The organism is Agromyces sp. MMS24-K17 (genome assembly GCF_043950245.1).
Classification (GTDB): Bacteria; Actinomycetota; Actinomycetes; order Actinomycetales; family Microbacteriaceae; genus Agromyces.
On the sequence record NZ_CP171640.1, the window covers coordinates 1967746 to 1980278 of the forward strand.

A 12533-nucleotide genomic window follows, 5' to 3' on the forward strand; every position below is an offset into this window, starting at 1 on the left:
GCCGACAGCGAGGCGAGCTCGGCCTCGATCGTGCGCGACGGGGGAGGGGGACGACGACGACGCGTCGCGGGTCGCGGCGGGGGCGGTCGTCAGCGGGCATGCCCGGCTCCTTCGGGATCGCACGTGGCGCCGGCCCGCGAAGCGGAGGCGCGGGCCCGGTCGATCCGAGTGTGGCACGGCGGATGCCCCGGCCGCACCCGTGCGCGCCCTGACCACGCGCCGACCGGATCGCGAGGCGCCCGGGCCAGCACTGAGGCGTGGGGCCGGCCGCCCCGGCAGGATGGACCACCGGCGACGGGAGCACGGTTCCCGCGCCGATCCGTGCTGCCCCCAGAACGAGGGGGGCCCAGGTCTGTCCGCCCGTCGTGCAGTCGCGATATCCTCGCGATCAGGCGGTGGTGGCAGCAGCTCAGTTCACGTACCCGCAAGGACGGAGGTCCGATGCCCGAGACCGAGAGTGCGACCGCGCCGCTGCGCGTGGCGATCGCCGACGACGCCCTCCTCCTCCGCGAGGGGATCCAGAAGGTCCTCGAGAGCGGCGGGATCGACGTCGTCGCCTCGGTCGGCACCGGCCTGGAGCTCGTCGACGTCGTGCGCGGCGGCGGGATCGACGCCGCGGTGCTCGACATCCGCATGCCGCCCGCCTACCGCGACGAGGGCATCGTCGCGCTCGAGACCCTCCGCACCGACGGCTCCGACGTCGGCGTGCTGCTGCTGTCGATGTACGCCACGCCCGAGTACGCGCTGCGCGTCATGGGCGCCGGCAGCGGCACCGGCTACCTGCTGAAGGAGCGCGTCTCCGAGCCGCAGACCCTCGTGCGCGCGATCGAGACGGTCGCCTCCGGCGGCTCCGTGGTCGACCCCGAGGTCGTCGAGCAGCTCGTGCAGCGCACCCGCGCCGACGACCCGCTCGCCCGCCTCACCGAGCGCGAGCGCAGCGTGCTCGAGCTGATGGCCCAGGGCTACTCGAACGGCGGCATCGCGCAGACGCTGTTCCTGGGGCTCAAGACCGTCGAGACGCACGTCCGCAGCATCCTCCAGAAGCTCGACCTCGAGGAGTCGCCCGAACACCATCGACGCGTGCTCGCGGTGCTGACGCTCCTCGGCGAACGCTGATGTCGCCCGGCCGCAACGGCCGGGTCCTCCGGCGCACCGCGATCATCGTCGCGGTCGTGTCGTTCAGCCTCTTCATGGAGGTCTCCGGCTTCCTCGCCACGCCGACCGCGGACCGCGAGGAGGTCTCGTACACCACGCTGCACGCCATCGTGCCGCTCGTGTTCGCCGCCTGCGCCGCCATCTCGTGGCGCATCGGCCCGACGGCGCTGCCGTCCAGGCTCATGATCGCGTTCGTCGTGATGTGGATCCCGCAGTCGTTCTACCGCGTGATCGAGGACGCCGGCTGGCTGTGGCCGCTGCTGCGCGGCGTCGAGCTCGGCTGGGCGGTGCTGGCCGGGCTCATCGTGCTGGTGTACCCGCGCGGATGGCTCGACGACCGGTTCGACCGCTGGGTCGCGGGCATCGCGGTCGTCGGCACGTTCGTGAACCTGCTCGCGACGATCCTGCTCGCCGGCCCCGACGCGGTGCCGTGCGCGTGCGCGCCGAACGTGTACCAGGTCGCCGACCTGCCGGTGGTCTACGGCATCGTCGACAACCTGTACCGCATCATCGGCGTCGGGCTCGCGCTGGCGGTCGCCATCCGGCTGCTCGTGCGCTGGGTGCGCGGCAGCGTGCCGGCGCGGGCCGTCGCGTTCCTCATGCCGCTCGCCATCCTGGTGTGGGCGGTGACCATCGCCGCGCAGGCGGTCAGCTACGCGATGTCGACGACGACCGACCTCGTGCTCCGCACCATCTCGCTGCTGGCCATCGCCTCGATCCCGATGAGCTTCGACGCCGGCATCGCGCACGCCCGGAACATGCGGGGGAGGGTCGCCGACCTCATGCGCATCACGCGCGAGGGCGCCGATCGCGGACTCTGGGCGGAGTCGCTCGCCCGCACGCTGCGCGACGCCTCGGTGCACGTCTACTGGTGGGACGAGGAGCACGCCGGCTACTTCGACGCCGACGGCGCGCCGATCGACGCCGCCGAGGCCGACCCCCGCGGCACGCAGAGCATCCTGCCGGTCTCGTCGCCGCAGGGCGTGCCGATCGCGCTGATCCGGCACGACCGGGTGCTCACCGAGAACGCCCGCCTGCTCGACGGGGTCTCGAGCGCCCTGCGCCTCTCGGTCGACAACGGCCGGCTCCGCTCGGAGGTCGAGCGGACCCTGCAGCAGGTGCGCGAGTCGCGCCAGCGCATCGTCGAGGCCGGCGTCGACGCCCGGCGCCGTATCGAGCGCGACCTGCACGACGGCGCGCAGCAGCAGCTCGTGTCGCTCGGCATGCGACTGCGACTGGCCGCGAACCGGGCGTCCGCGCTCGACGACGCGGAGCTCTCGACCGACCTCGAGCAGTCGATCGCGATCCTGAACCAGGGCCTGCGCGAGCTGCGCGAGCTCGCGCACGGCATCCACCCGAGCCTGCTCTCGTCGGGCGGGCTCGTGCTCGCGGTGCCCGAGCTCGCCGGGCGCTGCCCGGTGCCGACCGAGGTCGACGTGCAGGCCGAGGGCCGGCTGCCCGAGATCATCGAGTCGACCGCCTACTTCGCGATCGCCGAGTTCCTGGCGAACGTGGCGAAGCACTCGCAGGCGACGCGGGCGTGGGTGCGGGCGCACGTGGTCGACGACGACCTCGTGCTCGTGGTGCGCGACAACGGCCGGGGCGGGGCATCCCTCGACGCCGGCACGGGCATGCTCGGCATCACCGACCGCATCGACGCGGTGGGCGGCACGCTCGAGCTCGAGAGCCCGTCGGGCCGGGGCACGACCGTGACGGTGCGCATCCCGCTGCACGGGTCGCTCGTCGAGACGCCCACCTGAGCGGGTGCCGCGCGGCGGCGCGGGGTCGCGACGGTCAGTCGGGCGGCCGCGCTGGCGGCGACGGTCAGCCGCGCCAGCGGCAGGCCGCGAGCACGATGCGGTAGCCGTCCTCGTCGTCGGCCGGACGCGTGGGCGTGCCCTCCGACTCGTAGTGCGCGAGCGCCCGGTCGGCGTGCCCGGCGGGCGGTCGTCCGCCGGCGCGGACGACGCGCCACCACGGGACATCCGACCCGTACCTGGCCATGACCTGCCCGACGGCGCGTGCGCCGCGCGAGCCGAGGAGGGCGGCGACGTCGCCGTACGTGGCGACCTGCCCGGGCGGGATGTCGGCGACGACGGCGAGCACGGCGTCGACGAAGCCGGCTTCGCGCGCCACCGCTACGGCTGGAGCTCCAGCGCGCCGACGACGTCGCCGTAGGCGGTCTCGCCGGTGTCGCGGAAGCCGATGCGGTGGAAGAACTCGCCGGGGCCCTCGTCGCCCGGCTCCCACAGCACGGTGATGCGGTCGACGCCGCGCGACTTCGCCTCCTGGGCGAGCGCCTCGGCGAGGAATCGGCCGACGCCCTGGCCCTGCGCCTCGGCGTCGACGTTGATGCGCCAGATGCAGGCGCGGAAGAAGTCGTGCTCGTTCTCGGGGTCGAAGTTGCCGTGGATGAAGCCGACGACGCGGCCCTCCTGGGTGGCGACGCGCTGCCACGCGGTCGCGGGGTTCACGACGGATGCCTCGGCCGAGTACGTGACCGGCGCGATGAACTGTTCCTGTCCCGGCTTGAGCGAGAGCGTGTTCGCCGCGACGATGTTGGTCGCGTCCAGTTCCTCGAGTCGCAGCGCAGTCATGGCCCAAGGGTAATCGAGGACCGGCCGTCGAGGTAGCGCGCATCGGTGGATATCTTGATGTCGAGATATCCCCTCGAGACGCGCTAAGCTGGTGGGCGGCGTGCCCGGCCGCCTGCGAGGCAGCCTCGACATCCCCGAGGCGCCTCCGGAACTTCCCCGCGCAGAATCCTAAGGAGAACCTCCCTTGTCCAAGATCAAGGTTGAAGGCACCGTCGTCGAGCTCGACGGCGACGAGATGACCCGCATCATCTGGCAGGCCATCAAGGACCAGCTGATCCACCCGTACCTCGACATCGACCTCGAGTACTACGACCTCTCGATCCAGAAGCGCGACGAGACCGACGACCAGATCACGATCGACGCGGCGCACGCCATCCAGAAGCACGGCGTCGGCGTGAAGTGCGCGACCATCACGCCCGACGAGGCCCGCGTCGAGGAGTTCGGCCTGAAGAAGATGTGGCGCTCGCCGAACGGCACGATCCGCAACATCCTCGGCGGCGTGATCTTCCGCGAGCCGATCATTATCTCGAACATCCCGCGCCTGGTGCCGGGCTGGAACAAGCCGATCATCGTCGGCCGCCACGCCTTCGGCGACCAGTACCGCGCCACCGACTTCAAGTTCGAGGGCGAGGGCACCCTCACGATGACCTTCACCCCGAAGGACGGCTCGGAGCCGCAGTCGTTCGAGGTCTTCCAGTCGCCCGGTTCGGGCGTCGCCATGGGCATGTACAACCTCGACGAGTCGATCCGCGACTTCGCGCGCGCCTCGCTGAACTACGGCCTCTCGCGCAACTACCCGGTCTACCTCTCGACCAAGAACACGATCCTGAAGGCCTACGACGGCCGCTTCAAGGACCTGTTCCAGGAGGTCTTCGACGCCGAGTTCAAGGAGCAGTTCGAGGCCGCCGGCCTCACCTACGAGCACCGCCTCATCGACGACATGGTCGCGGCGTCGCTCAAGTGGGAGGGCGGCTACGTCTGGGCCTGCAAGAACTACGACGGCGACGTGCAGTCCGACACCGTCGCGCAGGGCTTCGGCTCGCTCGGCCTCATGACCTCGGTGCTCGCCACCCCGGACGGCAAGGTCGTCGAGGCGGAGGCCGCGCACGGCACCGTCACGCGCCACTACCGCCAGCACCAGCAGGGCAAGCCGACCTCGACGAACCCGATCGCCTCGATCTACGCCTGGACGCGCGGCCTCGCGCACCGCGGCAAGCTCGACGGCAACCAGGAGCTCATCGACTTCGCGAGCACCCTCGAGCAGGTCGTCATCGAGACCGTCGAGGGCGGAGCGATGACCAAGGACCTCGCGCTGCTCGTCGGCCCGGACCAGGCGTACCAGACGACCGAGGAGTTCCTCACGTCGATCTCGGAGAACCTGAAGGCGCGCCTCGCGGCCTGATCTCCACTCGTGAACGGGTCGGATGCCTCCTGGCATCCGGCCCGTTCCGCGTCTCCGGCGCGGGCCTGCCCGACCGACCCGGCCCTCGCGGTGCAGGATGGGGGTGTGGGGAATGCGGGGAAGGCCGGCAGCCTGGGGAGGCTCCTGCGGCGCTACTGGGCCGTCGCCCTGACGCTGCTCGTGGGACTTGCGGGGGCGGTGCTGGCGCTCGCGGGCGCCGGCGCGGTCGTGCCGTGGCTGTTCGGCGGCTACGCGCTCGCCGTGGCGGCGTGGCAGACGGTCGGCATGGTGCGCGACATCCTGCACGGCCACTGGGGCCTCGACATCCTCGCCGTGACCGCGATCGTCGCGACCGTGCTCGTGGGCGAGGTCGTCGCCGCGCTCATCGTCGTGCTGATGCTGACCGGCGGCGAGGCGCTCGAGGACTACGCGAACCGGCGTGCGAAGCGCGAGCTCGACGCGCTCCTGGCGCGCGCGCCGCAGCGCGCGCACCGGTTCGACGGCGACGAGATCCAGGATGTCCCGATCGGCGACGTGCGACCGGGCGACCGCCTGCTGGTGCGGCCGAGCGAGGTGGTGCCGGTCGACGCGACGCTCGTCGAGGGCGAGACGGCGGTCGACGAGTCGTCGCTCACGGGCGAGAGCGTGCCCGTGGAGAAGCATCCCGGCGACCGCCTGCTGAGCGGCTCGCTCAACGGGTCGGCCGCGATCGCGGTGCGCGCCGAGGCCGTCGCCGCCGACAGCCAGTACCAGCGCATCGTCGCGCTCGTGGCCGAGGCGTCGGCGTCGCGCGCCCCCGTCGTGCGGCTCGCCGACCGATACGCGGTGCCGTTCACCCTGTTCTCGCTGGCACTGGCGGGGTTCGCGTGGTGGTGGTCGGGCGACCCGGTGCGGTTCGCCGAGGTGCTCGTGCTGGCGACCCCGTGCCCGTTGCTCATCGCGGCGCCGGTCGCGTTCATGGGGGGCATGAGCCGTGCGGCCCGCAACGGCCTGATCGTGAAGTCGGGCGGCGTGCTCGAGGTGCTCGCCCGCGTTCGCACCGCGGTGTTCGACAAGACCGGCACCCTGACACGCGGCGAGCCGGTGCTGGGGGAGGTGCGGGCCGAGCCCGGCTTCGACGCCGACGGCCTGCTCGCGCTCGTCGCCTCGGCCGAGCAGTACTCGTCGCACGTGCTCGCCGGGTCGATCGTCCGGGCCGCCGAGGACCGCGGGCTCGCGCTGCTCGAGGCGGCGTCGGCGAGCGAGACCGCCACGAACGGGGTGGTCGCCGACCTCGACGGGCGCGAGGTCGTCGTCGGCAAGTTCGCGTTCGTCGCCGAGCACGCGCCGGATGCGCGGCGCACGACGATCGCCCCCGGCGAGCTCGCGGTGTACGCCGCGGTCGGCGGCCGGTACGCGGGCGCGTTGATCGCGGCGGACGCCGTGCGGCCCGAGGCGCGGGCGACGATCGAGCGGATGCAGCGCCTCGGCGTGCACCGGACGATGATGCTGACCGGCGACGCGCAGGCCACGGCCGACCACATCGCCGCCGAGCTGGGCCTCACCGACGTGCGGGCCGAGTGCCTGCCGGCCGACAAGGTCGCGGCGATCCGGGCGGTGGCGGAGCGGCCGGTGGCGATGGTCGGCGACGGCGTGAACGACGCGCCCGTGCTCGCCGCGGCCGACGTCGGCATCGCGATGGGCGCGCGCGGCGCGACGGCGGCGAGCGAGTCGGCCGACGCGGTGGTGCTCGTGGACGACCTCTCGCGGGTCGCGCGGGCCATGGTGATCGGCCGTGACACCGTGCGGATCGCCCTGCAGAGCATCTGGCTCGGCATCGCGGTGTCCGTCGCGCTCATGGTGGTGGCCGTGTTCGGGGTGATCCCCGCGACGGTCGGCGCGCTGCTGCAGGAGGTGGTCGACCTGATCGCGATCCTCGCCGCGCTGCGCGCGATCGGCGGGCGACGGGATGCCGCCCAGGAGCGGGCGGCCGGTCCGGCACCGAGCGCGGGGTCGGACGTGCCCGACTCGGAGGTCGCCAGCCGATAGCGGCCCGCGCGCCCGGGGCGCGTCTCCGTCAGGGCGAGCAGTGCGCCTGCCGCAGGACCTGGAGCGACGTGAGCACCGCCTCCTGGTCGGCTCGACCCTCCGCCCACTCGACGAGGCTGGTCTGCAGATCGTCCACGCCGCTGCTGCCGCTCGTCTCCGCAGCGACGGCGGAGACCGCCATGTCCCAGAACTCCTGCTTGGTCGGCGTGAACTGGCCGATCTCGAGCCAGTTCGCGGCCTGCGTACACAGCCGGCGCCAGACGGCCGCGTTGTCGGCCGACTCGGTGAGCCGATTGACGTCGTCCGCGAACTGCGCCGCGGCCGCGCCGGTGTCGGCGCCGTTCGACGCGGCCTTGAGGACGATCGTGAGTTCGGCCTCGCTGCCGCCGAAGTACTCGGCGGCGTGCGCGCCGTTCCGGAGCACGGTGCGCGTGAACGCGCAACCGGCGAGGAGCACGATGACGGCGATGACGATCGACATCGCGGGAATGCTGCGCTTCACGGGGTCCTCCCGAGGGTTCGCGCCGGGCTGCTCCACACCGTAGCCGCGGCGGCGGCGCCCCGGCCTCAGTGGCGGCACTGATCGAGACGTTGCGGGAAAGGTCACGAGTTTGTAAACGATCCGAACCAATTTGCCCGCAGGACTTGCGAAAGGTTTGTTCGTAAGGTGTACTAACAAACGTGACCGCAACGGATGCAGCCCCGGCCCAGGCCGACACGACGACGCCCCAGGCCCTCGTCGCCGCCGCCGACGTGCTCCCGGGCGCGGCGACCGCCGCCCCGTTCGGAGGCGCCGGCCGCACGCTCCGCCCCTCCCGCAAGGTGCTCCCCGAGCACGCGCGCAGTCACAACCGGGCCCTCGTGCTCCAGACGCTGTACACCGGCGGCGCCCGCAGCCGGGCCGACGTCGCCCGGGAGACCGGCCTCACCCGCGTCACCGTCTCCGACCTCGTCGCCGAGCTCATCGCCGAGGGCCTCGTCGTCGAGCTCGGCCAGCGCGAGGACGCGCGGCCCGGCAAGCCCGCCATGCTCATCGACGTCGCCCGCGACGCGTTCCAGATCATCGCCCTCGACCTCTCCGAGCACGACCGGCTCCGAGGCGCGGTCGTCGACCTCGACGGCGGCATCGTCGAGCGCGCCGAGATCGCCCTCGACGGGGCGTCCGGCGACGACGCGGTCGCCCGCGTGATCGAGCTCGCCAAGCGCCTCGCCGGCCTCGCCACCGCCCCGATCCTCGGCGTCGGCATCGGCAGCCCCGGCGTCGTCGACCCCGCCGGCGTCGTGCGCTCCGCGCCGAACCTCGGCTGGACCGAGCTGCCCCTCCAGGCCCGCCTCCAGGCCGAGCTCGGCCTGCCCGTCCACGTCGCCAACGACGCCAACGCCGCGGTGCTCGCCGAGCACGGGGCATCCGAGGGCGACGACCTGCTGCTCGTCAAGGTCGGCCACGGTGTCGGCGCCGGCCTGATCATCGGCGGCCGGCCGGTCGTCGGCTCCGCCTTCGCCGCGGGCGAGATCGGCCACGTCGTCATCGGCACCGACGGCGGCCCGCTGTGCGCCTGCGGCAAGGTCGGCTGCCTCGAGACCTGGCTCGCCGTGCCCCGCCTCGGCGCGCGCCTCGAGGCGGCGGGCGACGACGCCGAGGCCCGCGACGAGGTCCTCCGCGAGGCCGGCCGCCGGCTCGGCATCATCCTCGCGCCGGTCGTCGGCGCCCTGAACCTGTCCGAGGTCGTGCTCAGCGGCCCGGTCGAACTGCTCGACGGCGTCCTCAGCGAGGCCACCGTCGACACGATCCGGAAGCGGACGATGGCGGAACAGCACCGCGATCTCCGACTCCGGACGGCCACCAACGGGCAGGACATCGTCCTGCGCGGAGCGGCCGTCCTGGTCCTGTCCGGACAACTCGGGGTCGCCTGACCCCACCGCACCAAGGGCGACAGCGACCTGCTGTCCGCTCCGAACCCCTAGAAAGGAAGCACCGCAATGAGGAAACTCGGCATTGTCGCAATGGGCGCCGTCGCTGCGCTCGCTCTCGCAGGCTGCAGCTCCACCGCCGGAGACGCCGGAACCTCCGAGTCCGCCGAAGGCCAGAACATCACGCTCTGGCTGATGGGTGGCGACACCCCCGACGCCCTCCGCGACTACCTCAAGTCGGAGTACAAGGACGCCACCGGCGGCACCCTCACCATCGAGGAGCAGGGCTGGGGCGACGCCGTCGCGAAGCTCACCACCGCGCTTCCCGACGAGGCCAACACCCCCGACGTGACCGAGATCGGCAACACCTGGTCGCCGACCTTCACGAACGCGGGCGCCTTCACCGACATCACCGACATGGTCGACGAGCTCGGCGGCGACAGCCTGCTGAAGTCGTTCGTCGAGGTCGGCGAGGTCGACGGCGCCAACTACGCCCTGCCGTACTACTTCGGCTCGCGCTACAACTTCTACCGCAAGGACATCTGGGAGGCCGCGGGCAAGAGCGTGCCCACGACCCTCGCCGAGTTCGACGAGACCGTGAAGTCGCTCCGCACCGACTCGCAGTCCGGCTTCTACATCGGCGGCAGCGACTGGCGCAACGGCATCTCGTGGATCTTCGCCAACGGCGGAGAGCTCGCCGTCAAGGACGGCGACAAGTGGGTCGGCGCGCTGTCGTCCGACGAGTCCGTCAAGGGCCTCGAGGAGTTCCAGTCGCTCTTCACCGAGGCGTCGAACGCGCCGGCGACCGAGTTCGACTCGACCCCGTGGGTGAACATCAACAACAACGAGGCGACGGGCGTGCCCGAGGCCGCGACGATCATCGCTCCCGGATGGGCGCACTGGTCGATCGGCGACCTGACGCCGGACCCCGAGGACGCCACCAAGACGGTCGCGACCTGGAACGACGACGTCTTCGGCACCTTCGTGCTCCCGGGCGTCGACGGCGGCTCGGCCCCGGTCTTCGCCGGCGGCTCGAACATCGCCATCTCGGCGGCCAGCAAGAACCAGGCCGGCGCCAAGGAGCTCATGAAGATCATCTTCTCCCCGGAGTACCAGAAGATGCTCGGCGAGAACGGCCTCGGCCCCGCCAACCTCGAGTACACCGACTCGCTCGGTGACGACCAGTTCGCGAAGGCCCTCGTCGAGTCGGCCGCCGGTTCGAAGCTGACCCCCGCCGCTCCCGGCTGGGCAGCGGTCGAGGGCGCCGGCCTCATGGAGGAGTTCTTCGGCAAGGTCTCGGAGGGCGGCGACGTCAAGGAGCTCGCAGCCGAGTACGACGAGAAGCTGAACAAGCTCCTCAACTAGCACCACGAGAGGGGCGGATGCCGGCCACGCCTGTCCGGCCCGGCATCCGCCCCTCGACCCCACCCCCAGGGCCGCTGGCGACATTCGCTCGCGGCCTCTTGAATGAATGCCATCGCACCCGAAAGGAGGCTGACCGTGACCGCGACCATCACCGGGAACGACCGAGTGTCATCGGCCCCGACCGAGCGCCCGGCGGGCTCCCGCAAGCGGCGGATCTCCGTCCCTCATCTCCTGCTCATCCCCGCCATCGTGATCCTCCTCGTCGGCATGGGCTACCCGCTCGTCTGGCAGTTCGTCACCTCGCTGCAGGAGTACGGCATCCAGCAGCAGTTCGGCAAGCCGGCCCCGTTCGTCGGGCTGGACAACTACATCGCCCTCGCGACCGACCCCACCATGTGGCAGGTCGTCGGCCGCTCCCTCGTCTTCTGCTTCGTGACCGCGGCCGTGACCGTCGCCGTCGGAGTGCTCCTCGCGGTCCTCATGACCGTGGTCGGCCGCGTCGTGCGGCTCACCCTCCAGATCTCCCTGCTGCTGGCCTGGGCGATGCCCGTCGTGGCCGCCATGACCGTCTGGATCTGGCTGTTCGACCGCCGCCGCGGCGTCGTGAACTACCTGCTCGACATGATCCCCGGCGTCGACATGAACCGCTTCTCGTGGCTGTCGAACCCGCTCACGTTCTTCATCGTCGCGAGCGTCATCGTCGTCTGGATGTCGGTGCCCTTCGTGGCCTTCTCGGTGTACGCCGGCCTCACCCAGGTCTCCGACGAGGTGCTCGAGGCCGCGCAGCTCGACGGCGCCAACGGCGCCAAGCGCCTCCGCTGGATCATCCTGCCGATGATCCGCCCCGTCCTCATGATCGTGCTCCTGCTGCAGCTGATCTGGGACCTCCGCGTCTTCACGCAGATCACGATGCTGCAGGACGCCGGCTCGAAGGCCGGCGACTTCGACCTGCTGGGCACGTACATCTACAAGCTCGGCGCCGGCTCCCAGGACTTCGGCATGGCCTCCGCGGTCTCCATCTTCGTCCTCGCACTCACGCTGGCCATCAGCTGGTTCTACGTGCGCAGCCTGCTCAAGGAGGACCAGTCATGAGCCGGTCGACCGTCCCCGCCGAGGCGAACGAGCTCGAGGAGGTCGCGCCCGTCGCGGCCCCGCTCCCCGGCGCGGCATCGCGCGAGACGAGCCGCCTGCTCCGCAGGGGCCGCCGCTTCCGCCTCGGCCGCGTGCTCGCCTCGGTGCTCGCCATCGTCGTCGCGATCGGCTGGGTCTTCCCCGTCTACTGGATGGTGAACTCGTCGCTGCAGTCGAACCGCACGCTGCAGTCGTTCATCCCGACCTTCTTCCCGGTGAACGGCACGGTCGCGAACTACGAGAACGTGCTCGCCGACGGCTCGTTCTTCACGGCGCTCGGCGTGAGCCTCTCGGTCACGCTCATCGCGGTGTTCGGATGCCTCGTGTTCGCGTTCCTCGCCGCCGTGGCGATCAGCCGCTTCAAGTTCCGCGGGCGCACGACGTTCGTGCTCGCCGTGCTCATCGTGCAGATGCTGCCGGCCGAGGGCCTGTTCATCGCCCAGTACAAGATGGTCGCGTCGGCGGGCCTGCTGAACTCCGTCATCGGCATCAGCATCATCTACATCGCGGCCGTCGTGCCGTTCACCGTCTGGATGCTCCGCGGCTTCGTCGCCGGCATCCCCGCGGACCTCGAGGAGGCCGCGATGGTCGACGGCCTGAGCCGCACCCAGGCGTTCATGCGGATCACGTTCCCGCTGCTCGCCCCGGGCCTCGTCGCCTCCGGCGTGTTCGCCTTCCTCCAGGCGTGGAACGAGTTCACGGTGGCCCTCGTGCTGCTGCCGGCCGAGGACATGCACACGCTGCCCCTCTGGCTGCGCGGCTTCATCCAGGCCAGCGCGACGCGCGAGACCGACTGGGGCCAGGTCATGGCCGCGTCCACCCTCGTCGCCGTGCCGGTGATCATCTTCTTCCTCATCGTGCAGGGCCGCATGACCAGTGGCCTCGTGAGCGGAGCGGTGAAGGGATGACCCGCCACGCCCCCGCCCGCACCGGGCGCGATCCGG

Annotated in this window: 11 protein-coding genes; 8 read left to right on the forward strand and 3 right to left on the reverse strand. The window is 71.6% G+C overall.

All coding sequences use genetic code 11. The annotated features are described in order from the left end of the window. Positions 1–441 precede the first annotated feature (441 nt). Entirely contained in the window at positions 442–1116 is a 675-nt protein-coding gene (locus ACGGZK_RS08910; RefSeq protein ID WP_395245901.1) for a LuxR C-terminal-related transcriptional regulator, read from the forward strand. Further along, positions 1116–2915 carry a sensor histidine kinase gene (locus tag ACGGZK_RS08915; protein ID WP_395245902.1) on the forward strand — a complete coding sequence of 600 codons (1800 nt, stop codon included), beginning with the start codon at positions 1116–1118 and terminating at the stop codon, positions 2913–2915. The genes ACGGZK_RS08910 and ACGGZK_RS08915 overlap by 1 nt, the downstream gene beginning before the upstream one ends. Before the next feature lie 64 nt (positions 2916–2979). On the opposite strand, the gene ACGGZK_RS08920 is transcribed toward ACGGZK_RS08915, so the two are convergent. Beyond that, positions 2980–3291, reverse strand: a complete 312-nt coding sequence (locus tag ACGGZK_RS08920; protein WP_395245903.1) for an MGMT family protein — start codon at positions 3289–3291, stop codon at positions 2980–2982. Between the two features lie 2 nt (positions 3292–3293). Next, positions 3294–3752 carry a GNAT family N-acetyltransferase gene (locus tag ACGGZK_RS08925; RefSeq protein ID WP_395245904.1) on the reverse strand — a complete coding sequence of 153 codons (459 nt, stop codon included), beginning with the start codon at positions 3750–3752 and terminating at the stop codon, positions 3294–3296. Between the two features lie 184 nt (positions 3753–3936). Between ACGGZK_RS08925 and ACGGZK_RS08930 the strand changes: the two genes are divergently transcribed. Further along, positions 3937–5154 carry an NADP-dependent isocitrate dehydrogenase gene (locus ACGGZK_RS08930; RefSeq protein ID WP_395245905.1) on the forward strand — a complete coding sequence of 406 codons (1218 nt, stop codon included), beginning with the start codon at positions 3937–3939 and terminating at the stop codon, positions 5152–5154. Positions 5155–5259: 105 nt separating this feature from the next. Next, entirely contained in the window at positions 5260–7182 is a 1923-nt protein-coding gene (locus ACGGZK_RS08935; RefSeq protein WP_395245906.1) for a heavy metal translocating P-type ATPase, read from the forward strand. 28 nt (positions 7183–7210) lie between these two features. Here ACGGZK_RS08935 and ACGGZK_RS08940 read toward each other — a convergent pair whose 3' ends face one another. Then, a complete protein-coding gene (locus ACGGZK_RS08940) occupies positions 7211–7663 on the reverse strand; it encodes a hypothetical protein (protein WP_395245907.1) in 453 nt (150 codons plus the stop codon). A 272-nt stretch (positions 7664–7935) separates the two neighbouring features. On the opposite strand from ACGGZK_RS08940, the gene ACGGZK_RS08945 reads away from it, so the two are divergent. From ACGGZK_RS08945 to ACGGZK_RS08960, 4 genes are all read left to right on the forward strand, one after another. Then, complete coding sequence (locus tag ACGGZK_RS08945; protein WP_395246059.1) at positions 7936–9096, forward strand: ROK family transcriptional regulator; 1161 nt, start codon at positions 7936–7938, stop codon at positions 9094–9096. Between the two features lie 192 nt (positions 9097–9288). Continuing rightward, positions 9289–10458 carry an extracellular solute-binding protein gene (locus ACGGZK_RS08950; RefSeq protein ID WP_395245908.1) on the forward strand — a complete coding sequence of 390 codons (1170 nt, stop codon included), beginning with the start codon at positions 9289–9291 and terminating at the stop codon, positions 10456–10458. A 135-nt stretch (positions 10459–10593) separates the two neighbouring features. Further along, positions 10594–11550, forward strand: coding sequence for a carbohydrate ABC transporter permease (locus ACGGZK_RS08955; RefSeq protein ID WP_395245909.1), 957 nt, complete (start codon positions 10594–10596; stop codon positions 11548–11550). Beyond that, a complete protein-coding gene (locus tag ACGGZK_RS08960; RefSeq protein WP_395245910.1) occupies positions 11547–12497 on the forward strand; it encodes a carbohydrate ABC transporter permease in 951 nt (316 codons plus the stop codon). Before ACGGZK_RS08955 ends, ACGGZK_RS08960 begins: the two co-directional genes overlap by 4 nt. Positions 12498–12533: the final 36 nt, after the last annotated feature.

Bases quoted from the DNA above. Each gene is read 5' to 3' on its own strand.
- ACGGZK_RS08950 (WP_395245908.1), top strand. From the start codon at position 9,289: ATGGGTGGCGACACCCCCGACGCCCTCCGCGACTACCTCAAGTCGGAG.
- ACGGZK_RS08915 (WP_395245902.1), top strand. From the start codon at position 1,116: ATGTCGCCCGGCCGCAACGGCCGGGTCCTCCGGCGCACCGCGATCATC.
- ACGGZK_RS08960 (WP_395245910.1), top strand. From the start codon at position 11,547: ATGAGCCGGTCGACCGTCCCCGCCGAGGCGAACGAGCTCGAGGAGGTC.
- ACGGZK_RS08940 (WP_395245907.1), bottom strand. From the start codon at position 7,663: ATGTCGATCGTCATCGCCGTCATCGTGCTCCTCGCCGGTTGCGCGTTC.
- ACGGZK_RS08910 (WP_395245901.1), top strand. From the start codon at position 442: ATGCCCGAGACCGAGAGTGCGACCGCGCCGCTGCGCGTGGCGATCGCC.
- ACGGZK_RS08925 (WP_395245904.1), bottom strand. From the start codon at position 3,752: ATGACTGCGCTGCGACTCGAGGAACTGGACGCGACCAACATCGTCGCG.